This is a genomic window from Megasphaera sp. ASD88, assembly GCF_002287425.1.
Classification (GTDB): domain Bacteria; phylum Bacillota; class Negativicutes; order Veillonellales; family Megasphaeraceae; genus Megasphaera; species Megasphaera stantonii.
This window is the reverse complement of the sequence record NZ_NQXW01000005.1, coordinates 1-16,518: the sequence shown is the minus strand read 5'-3', so window position 1 is coordinate 16,518 and position 16,518 is coordinate 1. Positions and strand designations below refer to the sequence as shown.

16 protein-coding genes are annotated in these 16,518 nt (G+C 53.0%); 12 read left to right on the top strand and 4 right to left on the bottom strand.

Annotated features, from left to right (window positions below; all coding sequences use genetic code 11):
• Positions 1 to 102: 102 nt before the first annotated feature.
• The 4 genes from CJ260_RS04615 (at position 103) to hpf (ending at position 4,361) form a co-directional block, all read left to right on the top strand.
• Positions 103 to 1,308, top strand: coding sequence for an MFS transporter (locus tag CJ260_RS04615; protein WP_095629349.1), 1,206 nt, complete (start codon positions 103 to 105; stop codon positions 1,306 to 1,308).
• Between the two features lie 423 nt (positions 1,309 to 1,731).
• Positions 1,732 to 2,106: a desulfoferrodoxin family protein gene (locus tag CJ260_RS04610; RefSeq protein ID WP_095629348.1), complete on the top strand. Its 375-nt coding sequence runs from the start codon at positions 1,732 to 1,734 to the stop codon at positions 2,104 to 2,106.
• A 134-nt stretch (positions 2,107 to 2,240) separates the two neighbouring features.
• On the top strand, positions 2,241 to 3,656 hold the full coding sequence (locus CJ260_RS04605; RefSeq protein WP_095629347.1) for an aldehyde dehydrogenase family protein: 1,416 nt from the start codon (positions 2,241 to 2,243) through the stop codon (positions 3,654 to 3,656).
• A 180-nt stretch (positions 3,657 to 3,836) separates the two neighbouring features.
• A complete protein-coding gene (gene hpf / locus CJ260_RS04600; protein WP_087477156.1) occupies positions 3,837 to 4,361 on the top strand; it encodes a ribosome hibernation-promoting factor, HPF/YfiA family in 525 nt (174 codons plus the stop codon).
• Positions 4,362 to 4,440: 79 nt separating this feature from the next.
• Here the strand turns inward: hpf and CJ260_RS04595 are convergent, their stop codons facing one another.
• Positions 4,441 to 5,310 carry a viroplasmin family protein gene (locus CJ260_RS04595; RefSeq protein ID WP_095629346.1) on the bottom strand — a complete coding sequence of 290 codons (870 nt, stop codon included), beginning with the start codon at positions 5,308 to 5,310 and terminating at the stop codon, positions 4,441 to 4,443.
• 338 nt (positions 5,311 to 5,648) lie between these two features.
• On the opposite strand from CJ260_RS04595, the gene CJ260_RS04590 reads away from it, so the two are divergent.
• The 3 genes from CJ260_RS04590 to CJ260_RS04580 are packed head-to-tail and all read left to right on the top strand — an operon-like array spanning position 5,649 to position 8,157.
• Entirely contained in the window at positions 5,649 to 7,178 is a 1,530-nt protein-coding gene (locus CJ260_RS04590; RefSeq protein WP_087477154.1) for an acyl-CoA carboxylase subunit beta, read from the top strand.
• A 14-nt stretch (positions 7,179 to 7,192) separates the two neighbouring features.
• Positions 7,193 to 7,699: a hypothetical protein gene (locus CJ260_RS13105; protein WP_233127897.1), complete on the top strand. Its 507-nt coding sequence runs from the start codon at positions 7,193 to 7,195 to the stop codon at positions 7,697 to 7,699.
• A gap of 32 nt (positions 7,700 to 7,731) precedes the next feature.
• Positions 7,732 to 8,157 carry a biotin/lipoyl-containing protein gene (locus CJ260_RS04580; RefSeq protein WP_095629345.1) on the top strand — a complete coding sequence of 142 codons (426 nt, stop codon included), beginning with the start codon at positions 7,732 to 7,734 and terminating at the stop codon, positions 8,155 to 8,157.
• Between the two features lie 172 nt (positions 8,158 to 8,329).
• Here CJ260_RS04580 and CJ260_RS04575 read toward each other — a convergent pair whose 3' ends face one another.
• Complete coding sequence (locus CJ260_RS04575) at positions 8,330 to 8,734, bottom strand: thioesterase family protein (RefSeq protein ID WP_095629344.1); 405 nt, start codon at positions 8,732 to 8,734, stop codon at positions 8,330 to 8,332.
• A 155-nt stretch (positions 8,735 to 8,889) separates the two neighbouring features.
• Here CJ260_RS04575 and CJ260_RS04570 point away from each other — a divergent pair, with 155 nt between their 5' ends.
• Together CJ260_RS04570 and CJ260_RS04565 are read left to right on the top strand one after the other, a co-directional pair.
• On the top strand, positions 8,890 to 9,567 hold the full coding sequence (locus tag CJ260_RS04570) for a hypothetical protein (RefSeq protein WP_233127896.1): 678 nt from the start codon (positions 8,890 to 8,892) through the stop codon (positions 9,565 to 9,567).
• A 16-nt stretch (positions 9,568 to 9,583) separates the two neighbouring features.
• A complete protein-coding gene (locus tag CJ260_RS04565) occupies positions 9,584 to 10,621 on the top strand; it encodes a low specificity L-threonine aldolase (RefSeq protein WP_095629343.1) in 1,038 nt (345 codons plus the stop codon).
• A gap of 98 nt (positions 10,622 to 10,719) precedes the next feature.
• Here CJ260_RS04565 and CJ260_RS04560 read toward each other — a convergent pair whose 3' ends face one another.
• Together CJ260_RS04560 and CJ260_RS04555 are read right to left on the bottom strand one after the other, a co-directional pair.
• The gene (locus CJ260_RS04560) at positions 10,720 to 12,231 is read right to left on the bottom strand and encodes a DASS family sodium-coupled anion symporter (protein WP_198947395.1); all 1,512 of its coding nucleotides are present in this window, start codon (positions 12,229 to 12,231) and stop codon (positions 10,720 to 10,722) included.
• 164 nt (positions 12,232 to 12,395) lie between these two features.
• Positions 12,396 to 14,054, bottom strand: coding sequence for an acetolactate synthase large subunit (locus tag CJ260_RS04555; RefSeq protein ID WP_095629342.1), 1,659 nt, complete (start codon positions 14,052 to 14,054; stop codon positions 12,396 to 12,398).
• A 215-nt stretch (positions 14,055 to 14,269) separates the two neighbouring features.
• On the opposite strand from CJ260_RS04555, the gene CJ260_RS04550 reads away from it, so the two are divergent.
• The 3 genes from CJ260_RS04550 to CJ260_RS04540 form a co-directional block, all read left to right on the top strand.
• Positions 14,270 to 14,719, top strand: coding sequence for a DUF523 domain-containing protein (locus tag CJ260_RS04550; protein WP_087477149.1), 450 nt, complete (start codon positions 14,270 to 14,272; stop codon positions 14,717 to 14,719).
• Positions 14,720 to 15,349: 630 nt separating this feature from the next.
• Complete coding sequence (locus CJ260_RS04545) at positions 15,350 to 15,760, top strand: hypothetical protein (RefSeq protein ID WP_095629341.1); 411 nt, start codon at positions 15,350 to 15,352, stop codon at positions 15,758 to 15,760.
• Positions 15,761 to 15,801: 41 nt separating this feature from the next.
• Positions 15,802 to 16,518: ESPR-type extended signal peptide-containing protein (locus tag CJ260_RS04540; RefSeq protein WP_255378466.1), on the top strand; the 717-nt coding region annotated here is incomplete at its 3' end.

Genomic DNA, 16,518 nt, shown 5'->3' with positions numbered 1-16,518 from the left:
CGCCGTTTTTTATGACAAACATCGTTTTTTTCTGTTATACAAACCATACGCAAAGGAGTACAATTCTCCTTGAGTTCAAGTAAAGGAGTTGTATGTAGACGTATGGAACAGAAATCGCTGTGGAATAAAGATTTCCTGTTGGATACGGGAATTAATTTCGTCGTGTATTTGATTTATTATTTGCTCATGGTTATCATCGCCGTCGTGGCGAAAGATCAGCTGAATGCGTCGCTTAGCGAAGCCGGGCTGGCGTCGGGCATCTTTATCGTCGGCACGCTGCTGGCGCGTCTGCAGTTCGGCAAGGCCATCGAGTTGTATACGCGCCGCCGCACCTTGTATGGCGGGATTTTATTTTACCTGATTACGACATTATTATATTTTTATATTCCGAATTTGACCGTCATGTATTTCATCCGCCTGCTGAACGGCCTGGCTTACGGCATTGTCTCGACGGCTACCAACACGATTATTTCCGCCTGCATCCCGGCCGATAAGCGGGGAGAAGGCATCAATTATTACGGTTTGAGCACCAGCCTGGCCGCGGCTATCGGGCCGTTTTTGGGCATGTTCCTCATGTTGATTACGGACTTCCGCTTTATCGTCGGCCTCTGCACAGTCTTAGTCGTTGCCTGCGCCGTCGGCTGCGTCTTCCTCCACGTAGACGAAATCGAACTGAGCGAAGAAGAACGGGCGTATATGAAAGCCATATCCGTCGATAATTACGTGGAACGCCGCGTTATGACAATTTCCCTTATCGGATTTCTCATGGGCTTTGCTTATTCCAGCGTACTGACGTTTTTGGCTTCCTATGCCAGAGAAATTCATCTTGTACAGGCCGGCACGTTCTTCTTCGTCGTGTACGCCGTCGTCATTACGGTGACGAGGCCCCTGACGGGTATTATCTTCGACCGGAAGGGAGAAAATTACGTCCTTTATCCCTGCTATCTCTGCCTGGCCGCTGGATTGTTCCTTCTGTATGCGACCGGTACGGCATGGCAGCTTCTCCTGGCCGGCGTTTTCGTCGGATTGGGGTATGGGACGTTCATGTCGAACGGACAGGCCGTCTGCATTAAATTGACGCCGCCTCACCGCGTCAGCGTGGCCTTGTCGACGTATTTCGTCGCCTTGGATCTGGGCCTTGGCGTAGGGCCGTACGTCTTGGGGATGCTGCACCGCATGCTTACATTTCCCCAGTTATATGCCGTGGCCGGCGCCATCGCTATCGTCTGCTTCTTCTTGTACTACGGGTTGTACGGACGTCGAAGCGTGAAAGCCGTCCGCGTTGTTCCGGCAACGGCGCAGAAATAATTGGTTTTATAGTAAATGTTAGGGTAACGACAGGTGTCATATATCTGCCGTTGCCTTATTTTTTTCAAAAAGAGTGGACATACGACGTGTCCTACTGTTCTAATTAACGTGACTAAGCCCTAATAGAAATGAAAATATCCCGTGTTCTATTCTTATCAGATTGAAATGAGTTTTTTTAGGGAAGCGTGCCGGTACTGATATTGGCGTTGCTTTATATATTTTTCGCTTTTATACAGTAAAGTTTCTCCGTAATTATTTTACCATAACATGCTGTATTCATTAGAAAATAATAAAAAATAATCGTTATTTATTATTGACTTTTCCACTGAAATGGTATACAATAAGACCATAGCAAGAGATAATAATTATTAGATAGAAAGAAATTTTAAAATTATTTTACGCATAGATGAAGGAGATTTCACCATGAAACATGTAGAATTTTACCGCAATGAAAAAGATAATTCTATTTTAGCAGTCGTAGGCGTTCAGGCTGAACAGGAAGTCGTCGTAGACGGTCAGAAGTTGGTTCGTTTAGTCGCCGATTCTGTAGACGCTGCCAAAGAAAAACACGTACCGGCCGTACGGAAGGAAGACGGCCGCCTGTTGGTCGAAGTCGGCTCGGTAACGCATCCGATGGAAGAAAAGCACTACATCGAATGGATTGCCCTGGTATCGGACAAATCCGTTGATATCCGTTATCTGAATCCCGGCGAAGCGCCGAAGGCCGAATTTGAAGGAAATTCCGGCGTCGTATACGCATACTGCAACCTCCACGGGTTATGGAAAACGGAAGTATAATTTGCTGATATCCTGTATAGGCAGGAATACTGGTTTCTGCCGATGAACGAAATAAGGTGCTGCCGCATGAAGGAAATCCTGTTCTTCGTGCGGCAGTTTTGGTATACATAGGAGAGAAAATCGAGGTGAGCCCTATGAATTTTAAAATGCTGTACATAGATGGAGCTTGGACGCCCAGCGCGTCGGGAGCTTATATTGACGTAGAAAATCCGGCGAATAAAGAGAGATTTGCCTGCGTGCCTGAAGGAAAAGACGCCGACGTAGACAAAGCGGCGAAGGCTGCGGCAGCGGCCCTTCCGGCCTGGGCGGCGACGCCTCTATCGGAACGGATGGAGTACATGAAGAAGATGCTGACGTATTTTAAAGAGATGGAGCCGCAGCTGACAGACTGCATTGTCAAGGAATTGGGAGCTCCCGTGTCCTTTGCCGCGGCCAGCCACGTCCGATACCAGTACGTGCGCACCCAGTCGTATATCGACTTGGCGGCTGGCCTTCCCTTGGTGGAAACCCTGCCCCAGTCGACGGTATACCGGGAGCCCGTCGGCGTCGTCGGCTGCATTACGCCGTGGAATTATCCCTTGGGGCAGATTATCCAGAAGGTCGTCCCGGCGATTCTCGTAGGCAATACGGTCGTGCTGAAGCCGAGCCAGCATACGCCCTTAGCCGCCTATTATCTGACGGAGGCCTTCCATAAGGCCGGATTTCCCCAAGGTGTGTTCAACCTCGTAACCGGCCGGGGCAGTCAAATCGGAAACGCCATGTGCGACCATCCCCTGATTAACATGATATCCTTTACGGGCTCGACGGAAGCCGGCGTCGGCGTAGCCCGCAGGGCGTTGGCGACGATGAAGCGCATCAGCATGGAGTTGGGCGGCAAGTCGCCCTGCGTTATTTTGAAAGGCGCAGACTACGAAGGGGCGGCGCGCATGTGCCTCGATTCCATCTTTCTCAATTCGGGGCAGACCTGCACGGCCTTGTCGCGCCTCGTCGTCCCGAAAGACGATAAAGAGACTGTCGAACGGCTGCTGCTGCAGCTGCTTCCGGAATACATCGTCGGCGATCCAACCGACCCGGCCGTAAAGGTAGGCCCCGTCGCGTCAGAGCATCAATTCCAGACGGTATGCTCCTATATCCAGAAGGGAATCGACGAAGGTGCGGCCCTGCTGGCAGGCGGATTGCCGCCGGCTCCGGAGAAGGGATATTATGTCTATCCGACGATTTTTACCGATGTGACGAACGACATGACCATTGCCCGCGAAGAAATCTTCGGCCCCGTCCTCTGTGTCCTTACGTATGACACGGAAGAAGAGGCCGCAGCCATTGCCAACGACACGCCGTACGGCCTGAACGCCGCCGTCTGGGGGCCGAAAGAGCAGGCTGTCGCGACGGCGCGGCGCATCCGGTCGGGCAACGTCTATATCAACGACGGGCCGCGCGATGTGACAGCGCCCTTCGGCGGCTTTAAGCACAGCGGCATTGGACGCGAAGGCGGGATGGACGGCATGCTTGAATTCACGGAGCCTCAGGCTTTATTTGACTGCGGGTCGTGAGCCGGAAAGGCTGAAGCGCTTCTGTCCCTTGCGGGCCTTAGGTTTTCTGCAAAATAATTAAAATCACAAGAAGGATTTCCTATATCCCTGTGGAATATTATATATATAAGGGAAGCAACCATGAGGTAGGAAAGCCATATCGTATCTGATGGACTTCCCGACGGAAAGGAAGGGATTTTTATGGCAACAACTGTTAGAGGCAAGAACTTAGAAATTACGCAAGCTCTGAAAGACTATGTATTGAAACGCGAAAAGAAAGTGACGAAATATTTCGACAACGAAGTAAACGTACAAGCAATGCTTTCCGTTGAAAAAGACCGTAAGATTGCAGAAATTACCTTGAAAGTAGACGGCGTCGTCCTCCGCGGCGTCGAAGCGAACGACGATATGTATGCCGCTATCGATTTGGTATACGACAAGATGGTTCGCCAAATCCATAAATATAAAACGAAATTGGCTCGCCGCATGAAGGGCTCGTCCTTCAACGCCGCCTTGGTAGAAGGGCCGGCGGAACCGGAAGAAACCTTTGAAATCGCCAGAACGAAGAAATTTGCCGCCCGCCCGATGGACGTCGAAGAAGCTATTTTGCAGATGAACCTCGTAGGCCACGACTTCTTCGTATTCCTCAACTCCAAGACCGATACGATCAGCGTCGTATACAAACGGAAACACGGCAAATACGGCTTGATTGAACCGGAACTCTAAGAGCCATGCTTGACTGATACAGATATACGATACGCCCGCTTTTGCCTTTTCAGAAGCAAGAGCGGGCGTTTTGTCTGCCTTAGGGATTGGCGTGGAACAGCTGGAACAGGGCGTTTTCGTCGTCCATCATGGCCTGGAAGCAGTAGAGCGTCGCCGCTGCGTCGGCCAGGCTGTCGTGCCACTGAGTTTCTCCGTAGCCGTAGTGGGCGGCGCAGTCCTTCAGCTTGGCGTAGGAGCGCACGGGCTGATGCTCCGAATGAATGAAGGAATAGGCTTCGCCGGCGTCGAGTATCGGCAGGGCCGGCGGAAATGCGACGCCGGCCTGCTGCAGCATGCGCACGTCCTGCATCGTATTGTAGCCTACGATAAGCTGGGCCTGGGCAAACAGCTTGCTGAACAGCGGGGCGTAGCTGCTGAAGGAAGGGGCGTCCTGTACGCGTTCCGGCGTGATGTGGTGGATGGGTACCGTATCGTCCCATTCCGTTTGGTGTTCCGGCTTGAAATATTGGTTGTATATGACGGCGTTCCGGCCGTTGACGATGGAAACCTGCAGAATTTCGCCGTCGGAGGAAAGGTCGGTCATCTCGACGTCGACGGCGTAGATGCGGCTGGCGTCGAGGGTGCGGATGAAGTCCTTGACTTGAGAGGATAAAGACCTGCGGCGGGCCAGCTCTTTTTTCTGCCGCCTTTCGAGGGGATACTCGCCGGGCTTGGCGAACAGTTCCCGATAGAGCCAGCGCCGGGCCTGCTTATAGTATTTGAAGCTTTTGGAGCGGGCGCCCTTAAAGCCCTGCGTAGCCCTTTCGTATTTGGCAAAATCCGTAAAGATACCGATGCGCCGGCCTCTGCTGACGGCGTAGTACCGCGTCGGATTCTGAACATCCGGGTCCGGCTTGGCCCAGCGGGACGCGCGTATATATCGTTTTTTGTCCCTCGTATCGTAATCCATGGCTTCCTCCTCTTTTCATTTTGAAAAACTGTTCTTATTGTACTGGAAAAGCGGAAAAGTAGCAAATGTTATTATTCATGCCGACGAGATTGTTTGGTATTGCTCTGGGAAATATTAAAAATAATGGGCCCTTTCTTTATTTTATAATGGATTCGCGACGTATATTTCGTATATATTAAAATAAAATTCCAGCATACGAAAAAGGCCGGCACATAGAGAAAAGGCGGCCTTTTATATAGAGTGAAAATGTATTATAATATATAAGTACTATACTGTTAAAATGCGAGTTTCTATGGTAAAATATAAAACTATGCGACATGTTGCAATGGAGGTGCATTATGGCTACAGTTCAAGAAAAAATCGCTCAATTTCATGAAAAACTGAAAACCATTGAAATGGGCGGCGGTCAAAAACGCATTGATAAACAGCACGCACAAGGAAAGATGACAGCGCGGGAACGGCTGAACAAGCTCTTCGACGAAGGCAGCTTTACGGAAATCAGCCAGTTTATCCGCCATCGCTGCACGAATTTTAATATGCAGGAAAAAGACATTCCCGGTGACGGCGTCGTGACGGGATACGGCACCGTAAACGGCCGTCTCGTCTTCGCCTATGCCGAAGATTTCACCGTCGAAGGCGGCTCCCTCGGCGAAATGCATGCTCATAAAATCTGCCAGGTTCAGGAAATGGCCCTGAAGATGGGCGCTCCGATTATCGGCATCAACGACTCGGGCGGCGCGCGCATCCAGGAAGGTGTAGACGCCTTGTCCGGCTTCGGCCGCATTTTTATGAATAATACGTCGGCTTCGGGCGTCATTCCCCAGATCTCGGTCATCATGGGGCCCTGCGCCGGCGGCGCCGTATACAGCCCGGCTTTGACGGATTTCATTTTCATGGTTAAAAATACGTCGAATATGTTTATCACGGGCCCGGCAGTCATCAAATCGGTTACGGCCGAAGAAGTTTCATCTGAAGAATTAGGCGGCGCTATGACGCACAATTCCGTGTCCGGCGTAGCTCACTTTGCCTGCGAAAACGAAGACGACTGCATTGCTAAGATTAAATATCTCCTCGACTTCCTGCCGAGCAACAACATGGAGGAAGCGCCTATCGCCGAAACGAACGACGATCCGCAGCGTCAGGACGAAAGCCTGAATTCGGTCATCCCCGACAGCAGCAACATGCCTTACGACATGCTCGACGTCATTAAATCCTGCGTTGACAACGGCGAAATCTATCAGGTATTGGAAAATTACGCCTTAAATATTATTACCTGCTTCGCCCGCTTCGATGGCCAGACTGTCGGCATCATTGCTAACCAACCGAAATTCCTGGCCGGCTGCCTGGACATCAACGCGTCCGATAAGGCGGCCCGCTTCATCCGCTTCTGCGACAGCTTCAACATCCCTCTCGTCACCTTCGTCGACGTGCCGGGCTTCCTGCCGGGAACGACGCAGGAATTCGGCGGCATCATCCGCCACGGTGCGAAGATGCTCTACGCGTACTGCGAAGCGACGGTGCCGAAGGTAACCGTTGTTACGCGCAAGGCCTACGGCGGCGCGTATATCGCCATGTGCTGCCGCCAGCTCGGCGCAGACATGGTATTTGCCTGGCCGACGGCTGAAATCGCCGTCATGGGTCCGGATGGCGCGGCTAATATCATCTTTAAGCGCGATCCGGAAAAAGAAAAGAAGAAACAAGAATATATTACGGAATTTTCCACGCCGTACAAAGCGGCGGAACACGGCTATGTAGACTGCATCATCGAGCCGAAGGAAACGCGTCCCCGCATCATCGACGCCTTGGCTATGCTGTACAGCAAGCGGGAAGAACGCCCGTCTAAGAAGCACGGCAATATGCCGTTATAAGGGGAGGGATGGCTATGGATTTGCAACTATTGGCCCTGATCGTCTTGGCTATCCTGTGCGTGCTGCAGTGGCGTCATTCCGCAAGCCGCATGCAGGAGATGGAACGGAAGATTGCCGAGCTGGCAGAGGTGAAGGATGATTTGCAGCGCCTGTTGGCTAAGCAGGGGCAGCAGACTGCGCCTGCACCAGCATCGCAAACAGCTGCGCCGCAGCCTGTGCAGGAAGAAGACGCGCCGAAGGAAGAACCCGTTCCGACCCATGCCGTAGCGGCGCACCAGTCTGTCGTGCCCGTAGGGCAGCGGCAGCCCGCCGTCGTCGCCGCCCGTCCTATGGCGACCGTTCCGGCGGAACCGACGGCGCCGCAGGCCGACGTTTCCGACATTTCGCCGGAAGTCGTCGCCGTGATCATGGCGGCCGTCGCAGCTTACGGCTATTCGCCGGCGGCTATCCGCTCGATCAAAGCGAAAAAACGGCAGAATGCACACTGGATTATGGCCGGCCGCCTGGCCGGTATGCGGTAATAGATATATATTTTTCGCCAGGAGGATATAGAATGAAAAAGTTTAAAATAACGGTAAATGGACAAGCATATGAAGTAGAAGTAGAAGAAATCGGCGGCGCTGCGCCTGCGCCGGCAGTCGTTCCGACTCCGGCCGCTCCTGCGCAGGCCCCGCAGCCTGCCGCACCGGCAGCTCCGGCCGCTGCGCCTGCGCCGGCGGCAGCTGCACCGTCTCCGGCTGCTATGGAACCGATTCCCGACGGCGCCGTCGTCATTAAAGCTCCCATGCCCGGCAAGATTTCGGCGCTGAAATCCGAAGCCGGCCAGGCTGTCAAACGGGGCGACGTCCTGCTTGTACTGGAAGCCATGAAGATGCAGAACGACATCACGGCTACGGCCGAAGGCAAGCTCCACAGCCTGCGGGTCAACGTAGGCGACAACGTCAAGACCGGCGACGCCTTGGCCGTTATCGTACAGTAAGAAAAAAGGTATATCATATTGGCAACGGAGAGGGTCAAATTCTGCGCTGAATTTGGCCCTTTTGGCGTGCCTTCATTTGGACTCGGAATAGAGACGCGCTGCTGCAAGGTTTGCCAGAGGCAAAGAACCCGCCGGTTCGGCTGAACCGGCGGGTTGTGTCATGCTGAATGGATTATTTTTTCAATTCTTTTTTCGCTTCGGCTTTAGCCAGGAAGGGAGCCGATTCGATGATGAAGCGGTCGTGCGTCGCTTCGCCGACCTTGCCGGCGTCGTCGAAAGCTTCGATTTTGAAGGACAGCTTCTTTCTGTCCTGTTCGACGAGGGTTGCTTTCGCCGTTACGGTCAGGCCGATAGGCGTTGCGGCCAGGTGCTTGACGCTGATGGCGATGCCGACGGTGTTATAGCCTTCGGGAAGCTGGCTTTCGCAGGCCAGAATGGCTGCGTTTTCCATCAGGGCGACGAGGGCCGGCGTAGCGTATACGGGCGATTTGCCGCTGCCCATTTTGATGGCCGTATTGTCCAGTACGACGACTTCGGAAATTTCACCTTGCGAATTCGGTTTGATTGTAAAGTCCATGATTGTTCCTCCTAATTGCGATTAAATTACAGTACCACTATACCATACTTGCCAAGGCTGTGCCACTATTTTTTGACACAGTACTTTAAATATTATAGAATAACGGTATTGGGAGTATCAACAATACGGAAATGTATCCAAATGAGGATGTGACAATGGTGAATGTAAAAGCAGGAATACTCGCCGCGGCGGCCGTACTGTCCCTGACAATGCCGCTGCTGGCCAAAGACAAGGGGACGGAGACGCTCTTTCCGAACTGGGGGATTATCACCGTGCCCGACGGCCTGTATATGGAAGAAGGGTACCAGCCGCTGCTCACGGCGGAAAGCTACGGCAACGACGCGGCGGCTATGCTGGAACGGATTTATCCTATAGAGCCGCAGACGTATCAGCTGGTAAAGCGGGACGGTGCTTCGTTCCAATACGGATATATGCTCCGCTACAGCGCCAATATTTGGGAGGTCGAGGCGGCCATTGACCGGCAGCGCGAAAAGGCCGGCATATTGCACAGCGCCGGCGTCAAGCCCAATATGGACGTGCTCATGGAGCGTACGGCGGCGTTGATGAAGCAGTGCCTGCCTGAAGGCTTCAAGGTCGTACGGCCTATGAGTGCTAAAAAGTTCAGAGGCCATATGTTTTATGAATGCACGCTCCAGCGCAAGCTTATCATCAACGAGACGAATTTTGCTGAAACGATACATTGCCTGGCCTGGCAGCACGGCAGCTCCGTAGAAATTGCCATCCTGTTCGCCAATGAAGCCGATCAGGACGACAGCTTGCTTTCCGTCATGACGGATATGCTGAAAAACGCTGAAAAAATGCCTAAAAAATAAATGAGGAGGAATACAGATGGTACGATTTGAATGCGATTATTTGGAGGGAGCGCCCTTGCCGGTGCTGGAAGCCATTGCCAAGGCTAATTTGGAGCAGAATCCGGGATATGGGTTCGACCCTCATTCCGACCATGCCCGCGACTTGATTCGCCAGGCTTGCCAGGCTCCGGAGGCCGGCGTATATTTCCTCGTCGGCGGCACCCAGGCCAACCTTACGGTCATCGCCTCCTGCCTGAAAAACTATCAGGGCGTCGTCGCGCCGCGGACGTCCCATATTTTCAACCATGAAACGGGCGCTATCGAAGCGACGGGCCATAAAATCCTGTCGGTTGAAACGGCGGACGGGAAGCTGACGGCTCAGCAGGTCCGCAACGTCTGCCAGGCCTACTGGAAGGAAACGCACGCCCTGTTCTTTGTACAGCCCGGCATGGTCTATATTTCCCAGACGACGGAGGTCGGCACCATGTACAGCCGCGCTGAAATCGCCGCCATTCACGACGTCTGCAAGGAATACGGCATGAAATTATTCGTCGACGGAGCCCGCCTCGGCTACGCCCTGGCCGCGCCGGACAGCGACATGACCCTGGTCGACCTGCCGCAGATCTGCGACGTCTTTACCGTCGGCGGCACCAAGCAGGGCGCCTTATTCGGCGAAGCCGTCGTCATTATGGACGAAGACCTGTCTAAGGAATTTCCCTACCACATCAAGCAGCGCGGCGGCCTCCTGGCCAAGGGCTGGCTCTTAGGCGTACAGTACGAAGCGCTGTTTACGGACGACTTATACATGAAGAGCGCCCGTCACGCCGCCGACCTGGCCGTCAAGGTGTACAAGGGCCTGAAAGAAGCGGGCTATTCCTTCTTGTATGAGCATCAGACGAACCAGCAGCTGCCGATCGTGACGGAAGAACAGCTGAAGACGATCAGCCAATCCTATTCGGTAGACCACTTCGCCGATTTGCCCGATGGCCGCATCGCCATCCGCATCTGCACGTCCTGGGCGACGAAGGAAGAAGACGTCGACGCCTTGCTGGCCTTTATGAAGACGCTGAAATAAGCGGTATAACTCAACGATAAAAAAAGAACAGCCCTGAAACGGCGCAATTCCGTTTTCAGGGCTGTCTTTGTATTGTATATATTGTTGTATAGAAGCTGTTAGGAAATAACCCATTTGACGACGTATATTGCCAAGGGGATGGTGACGCAGGCGATGCCGATGATGTCGATGTATACGCCTGTCTTGATCATCTTGGTGATGGGGATGTAGCCGCTGGCGTACACGATGGCGTTCGGCGGCGTCGAGACGGGAAGCATGAAGCCCAGCGACGAGGCCAGGGCGATGGCTACGGCGACGGGAACGGGATTGAAGCCGGCAGCCATGGCAGCCGTAATACCCAAGGGGCCGACCATGTTGGTAGCTGCCGTGTGGGACGTGAGTTCCGACATGAGGAGGGACATGACGGCGAATACGGCGATGAGGGCTACCTCCGACGGATTGCCGCCGAGGGCGTCGATGATGAGCGTGCCGAACCATGTCGACAAGCCTGTGGCGTACATCATCGTACCCATCGACAGGCCGCCGCCGAAGAGGAGGAGGGTACCCCATTCGATGCCCTTAGCCGCTTCCTTCCACGACAAGGTAAACTGCCGTTCCTTGAAGTTGACCGGCAGGAGGAATAAGGCCAGCGCGCCGATGAGGGCGGCGACAGCTTCGGGGAACAGGCGGTTGTACAGCTTAATCATCGGGCTGCCCGGTTCGAGGACGATGCTCATGATGCCCGGCGTCACCCAGAGGACGATGGCGACGATAAAGGCGATCAGCGTATTTTTCTGGGCCCGCGTCCATTTTCCCAGCTCCTGGCGGCGGGCGGCGATGAATTCGTCGGCGCCGGCGATTTCCGAAACCTCCAGCGGATACATGCGGGCGAGGACGACGTAGGCGATGATGAAGTACAGGATCGTGCTGACGGCCCCCCAGACCATCCAGTCGAAGAAGGAGACATAAATGTGGCTCATTTCGCTCAGAAAGCCGACGATAATCAAGTTGGGCGGCGCGCCGATCGGCGTGAGCGACCCGCCGATGGATGCGGCATAGGCCGTCATGAGCATGATGCCCGTAGCGTATTTTGACGTGTGCAAGTCTAAAATTTTGCCTTGGGCAGCGAACATTTCCTTAATAGCTCCTAACAACCCCAGGGCAATAGGGAACATCATAGCCGTCGTCGCCGTGTTGCTGACCCAGCCGGAGCACAGGGCCGTCGCCAGCCCCATGGCCAGGAGGATCTTCTTGGGATTCGAGCCGACCCAGCGGCGCGACAGGAGCCAAAAGGCGAAGCGCTTGTCCAGATGGTGATGCATCATGGCCGTCGCCAGCATGAAGCCGCCCATAAACAGGAAGATGAGCGGGTTGGCAAAGGCGCTGAAGGCCGTTGAGGCCGGTACGATGCCGATGACGACGGCCAGCGTCGGGCCGAGGAGCGCCGTGACCGGCAGGGGCAGCGGCTCTGTAATCCACCATAAGGCGACGAGCGTCATCAAGGCCAGCAGCTTATGGGCTGCCAGGGATAAGTCGGGCATGGGCGTTAAAAAGACGAGAAGGGCGCAGATAGGCGCGCCGAACAGACCGATGGTCCGCCTTCTCCGATCAAATGCAGATGTATGGCTCAATATAGGGCACCTCTTTCACATAAAATCAACTTGCCTGCGCGGAAGAAGGACGCGCAGATATAAGCAACCTATATTATAGCACTGTACTTTAAAGTATTGTAGAAATATACGTCATAATACAGAAAAAGAACTGAAAAATTTCAGTCCTTTTTCGTATACTTCTCTTATAAATTTGGCATAAGCTCTTTTAAGTGTTCCGTCAGCTTCATGTTTTCGCCGTAGTCGACGGGGCAGTCGATGATGACCGGCCGGTCTTGGGCGAAGGCCTCTTCCAGTGTAGGCAGCAGGTCTTCCGTCTTTTCGATGCGGTAGCCGATGGCTCCGACGCTTTCGGCGAATTTCACGAAGTCCGGATTGGTGAAATCGACGTAGGCGTGATGGCCGAACTGCATGTCCTGCTTCCACTTGATGAGGCCGTAGCTGCAGTCGTTGAAGATGAGGGTGACGAAATTCGTGCCCAGACGGTAAGCCGTTTCAAACTCCTGGCAGTTCATCATGAAGCCGGCGTCGCCGGTAATCGCCAGGACCTTCTTGTTGGGATGGACGAGCTTGGCGGCGATAGCGCCGGGGACGGCGATGCCCATGGTGGCGAAGCCGTTGGAAATAATGCACGTATTGGGCTTGTAGCAGTTGTAGTGGCGGGCAATCCAGACCTTGTTGGCGCCGACGTCGGAAATGACGATGTCGTCTTCGCCCATGATACGGCGGCAGTCGATGAGGGCCTTCTGCGGCTTGACCGGGAAGGACAGGTCGGAGGCGTAGCTTTCGTGTTCTTCCACCATGCGGCGGCGGATATCCAGGGCGTACGTCGGTTTCTGCAGGCGGGCGGCCTTTTCCAGGATGCGGCTCAGGGAGTCCGTAATATCGCCGACGACTTCTACGGCCGGTTCGTAGTTTTTGTTAATATCGGCCGGCATGGTGTCGATATGGATGATGTCGGCCTGGCTCAGATGCCACTTGGCCGGGGCGTATTCGATGATGTCATAGCCGATGGCGATGACCAGGCTGGCCCGTTCCAGTACCTTGGTTTGGTAATCTTCCATGGGAATGCCTACGGTCCACAACGAATAGGGGTTGTCAAAGGGAATGACGCCCTTGGCCATCATCGTATTGATGACCGGGATTTTCAGCGTTTCGGCAAATTTCGTCAGCATCTCCGAGGCGTGGTTGCGGATGGCGCTGCTGCCGGCCAGGATGACCGGATTTTTGGCGTAGGAAATCATGGCCGCCGCCGCTTCGATCTGCGACTGCAGGGCCGTTTCCGGCAGGATAGCCTTGCGCTGCATAGGCCGTTCCGTATCGGCGACGGGCATGTGGCTGATGTTTACGGGCAAGTCGATGAAGGTCGCCCCCGGCTTTTCCCGTTCGGCGTATTTGAAGGCCAGGCGGGTGATTTCCGCCATCGTATCGGGACGGACGACGGTGTAGGCCCGGCGGGTAATGGGCTCGAACATGGAGCGCAAATCTAAATACTGATGAGCCGTAATATGCATCTTATCCGTGCCGACCTGGCCGGAAATGGCGACGAGGGGCGCACCGTCGCAGTCGGCGTCGGCCACTCCCGTAATGAGATTCGTCGCGCCGGGGCCGAGGGTTGCCATGCAGACGCCGGCCTTGCCGGTCAGGCGGCCGTAGACGTCGGCCATAAAGGCCGCGCCCTGCTCGTGGCGGACGGTGATAAATTCGATTTTCGAACGTTCCAAGGCATTCATGATAGACAGGTTTTCTTCGCCGGGAATGCCAAATATGTAATGGACTCCCTCTTCTTCCAGGCATTCGACCAGTAAATCGGCCGTATTGCGCTGTTTTTTCGTTCTTGTCATAGGAAATCTCCTTTCGTCGCTGCGTATCTTGCCCGTATTATAGTATGACCGCTGTACTTTTGCAATTTTATCCCGTATAATTTAATGGAAATTTAATATTTTTTCATGGCGGCAATGGGCCGTATATGCTGTAGATATGCGGTTTTTCTGTTATCGAAAGGGAAAAATTATTTTAGTATATGAAAATGCATTTTTAAGAATAGGAGCGTGCAATTATGAACGTATTGATAAGCGCCTGCCTGCTGGGCCTTGCCTGCCGCTACGACGGGCAGAGCAAAGGATATTCCGCCGTCGAAGCGTTGCTGAAGGAAGCCGATATTCACCTTATCCCCTTTTGTCCCGAGCAGGGCGGCGGACTGGCTACGCCTCGCGACCCGGCGGAACGGCAGGGCGGCGCAGTGCGGACGAAAAGCGGCCGGGACGTGACGGAGCAGTATCGCCGCGGCGCGGCTATGGCTTTAAATTTGGCGAAGACCTTCGGCTGCACCGTCGCCGTGCTGAAAGAAAAAAGCCCGTCCTGCGGCAGCGGCCGGATTTACGACGGCACGTTTACGCGGACGTTGACGGCAGGCGACGGCGTGACAGCAGAGCTGCTGAAGAACTACGGTATTACTGTCGTCGGCGAAAGCCAGATCGAAAAATTTTTGAGCCAAGCGTTAACATAAGTGGATTGTAAAGAAACAAAATCCCCTTTGCCTGTCCATGAAATACCATGATTTGCTCTCTCGGCAAAAAAATATTTCATGAACAGGCATTTTTTTACATATATTTTTTCCCTTTGTCAGCTTTAAATGCAATATAAAAACGGGGGGATTGATAGTAGCGATAAGATTGCCTGTTCCCGAATTTCGTCGGGGTGGCCTGAGAAATGAAATTACGTTGAAAATATTAAGATTATCGAAAATATACATAATATTTTAATTAAACAATAAATTTAACATAAAATAATAACAAAGCGAGGGATATTGCATTTATTTTAGTAAAGTGATATATTGAATGCTATAAAGGGGGTGAAAGATATGTTCTCTAGCTTGAACCGTTGGAATAACTGGGTGAATACATCAAAGGATAAGAACGCAAATACATATACGGGGAGGGGGGTACCATTATAGCCATAAATATGCATTCGTCCCGTATACAGTACTGACGACGATTATCCGGGGATTCGTACGCCCTGTTATGCATCATAGCGTGTGTTTTAGGCAGCATAGGTTTATGCTGTCTTTTTTGCGTGCCTGCCTTGGCTGGAAGCAGGCCGGACGGTATATGGCTGCTGGAGACGGCAAGGTCAGCCTATGAAGCGGCCGGCTGTATGCCCCATCTGCGGAAAGGAATTCCTGGCCGACAGGGTGACGCAGAAATACTGCTGCTCCTACTGCCGGCGGTACGCCCACCGGCACGGCGTGAACAACCACGTGCGGCCTCTCAAAGACGCCGAGGCCCTGCGAAGCTTCCGCTGCATCAAGTGCGGCCGCCTCGTGCGGGTCACAGAGCCGACGGACCGGCGGACTAAATTCTGCTCGGCCCACTGTGAGAGGCTCTATTGGAAGCACTCCAAAAAGGTGACGTCCATAGTCATCCGCCGCTCCTTTCGCTGCCGCAACTGCGGCGCCCTCGTCGAAGTAAGCGAGGCCAAGGACAGACGGACGACCTTCTGCAGCCTGACCTGCCGCGAGAAATGGTTTTCCTTGCACAGAAAAAAGTAAAAACACGCGAAGCCAAGTATAGACACAAGGAGGAAACATGTATGAACCGGATTTATAAGGTAATATGGAGTAAAGTAAAGCATCAATATGTCGTCACGTCGGAATTTGCTCACAGCTGCACGAAAAGCACAGGCGGCCGAATCAGCAGAAGTGCCGCCGCTGTATTAGCTGCTTTGGTACTGACTATGGGTGTTGGAAGTGTACAGGCTAATTATACGGCAGGAGGCGGATGGATTGGTTCTGGTCGTGATAATAGTATTTCAATCGGTGATGGTTCGAACACTTATGATGCACCAGTTCATGCAGACAATGCAATAGCTATTGGCCATAATTCATTTATTGGAGCAGACGCTAATGGCTCTATTGCTATTGGATTTGGGGCACAAGTAGCAAGTAATACCCAACAAGGTGGTACTGATGCAGCTACCGATTCTATTGCTATAGGATACAATGCAAAAGTTACTGCTGAGGCAAATAATTCTGTAGCTTTTGGTGCTAATAGTAAAGCTACGGAGGCGAATACCTTTTCTATTGGTTCAGAAGGAAATGAACGTAAACTTGTAAATATGAAAGACGGGGAAGCATCTACTGACGGGGCAACTGTTGGTCAGATGGAAAAGGCAGATCAAAAAACATTGAACGAATCGAAGGATTACACGAACCAGAAGTCACAGGCAGTGTTGAACGAATCGAAGGATTACACAAACCAGAAGTCACAGGCAGTGTTGAACGAATCGAAGGATTACACAAACCAGAAG

What these genes read in the sequence shown, in the direction of transcription:
- CJ260_RS04595 (WP_095629346.1), bottom strand. Translation starts at nt 5,310, where the DNA reads ATGGATTACGATACGAGGGACAAAAAACGATATATACGCGCGTCCCGC.
- CJ260_RS04605 (WP_095629347.1), top strand. Translation starts at nt 2,241, where the DNA reads ATGAATTTTAAAATGCTGTACATAGATGGAGCTTGGACGCCCAGCGCG.
- CJ260_RS04590 (WP_087477154.1), top strand. Translation starts at nt 5,649, where the DNA reads ATGGCTACAGTTCAAGAAAAAATCGCTCAATTTCATGAAAAACTGAAA.
- CJ260_RS04555 (WP_095629342.1), bottom strand. Translation starts at nt 14,054, where the DNA reads ATGACAAGAACGAAAAAACAGCGCAATACGGCCGATTTACTGGTCGAA.
- CJ260_RS13105 (WP_233127897.1), top strand. Translation starts at nt 7,193, where the DNA reads ATGGATTTGCAACTATTGGCCCTGATCGTCTTGGCTATCCTGTGCGTG.
- CJ260_RS04615 (WP_095629349.1), top strand. Translation starts at nt 103, where the DNA reads ATGGAACAGAAATCGCTGTGGAATAAAGATTTCCTGTTGGATACGGGA.
- CJ260_RS04575 (WP_095629344.1), bottom strand. Translation starts at nt 8,734, where the DNA reads ATGGACTTTACAATCAAACCGAATTCGCAAGGTGAAATTTCCGAAGTC.
- CJ260_RS04550 (WP_087477149.1), top strand. Translation starts at nt 14,270, where the DNA reads ATGAACGTATTGATAAGCGCCTGCCTGCTGGGCCTTGCCTGCCGCTAC.
- CJ260_RS04565 (WP_095629343.1), top strand. Translation starts at nt 9,584, where the DNA reads ATGGTACGATTTGAATGCGATTATTTGGAGGGAGCGCCCTTGCCGGTG.
- CJ260_RS04610 (WP_095629348.1), top strand. Translation starts at nt 1,732, where the DNA reads ATGAAACATGTAGAATTTTACCGCAATGAAAAAGATAATTCTATTTTA.
- hpf (WP_087477156.1), top strand. Translation starts at nt 3,837, where the DNA reads ATGGCAACAACTGTTAGAGGCAAGAACTTAGAAATTACGCAAGCTCTG.
- CJ260_RS04570 (WP_233127896.1), top strand. Translation starts at nt 8,890, where the DNA reads ATGGTGAATGTAAAAGCAGGAATACTCGCCGCGGCGGCCGTACTGTCC.
- CJ260_RS04580 (WP_095629345.1), top strand. Translation starts at nt 7,732, where the DNA reads ATGAAAAAGTTTAAAATAACGGTAAATGGACAAGCATATGAAGTAGAA.
- CJ260_RS04545 (WP_095629341.1), top strand. Translation starts at nt 15,350, where the DNA reads ATGAAGCGGCCGGCTGTATGCCCCATCTGCGGAAAGGAATTCCTGGCC.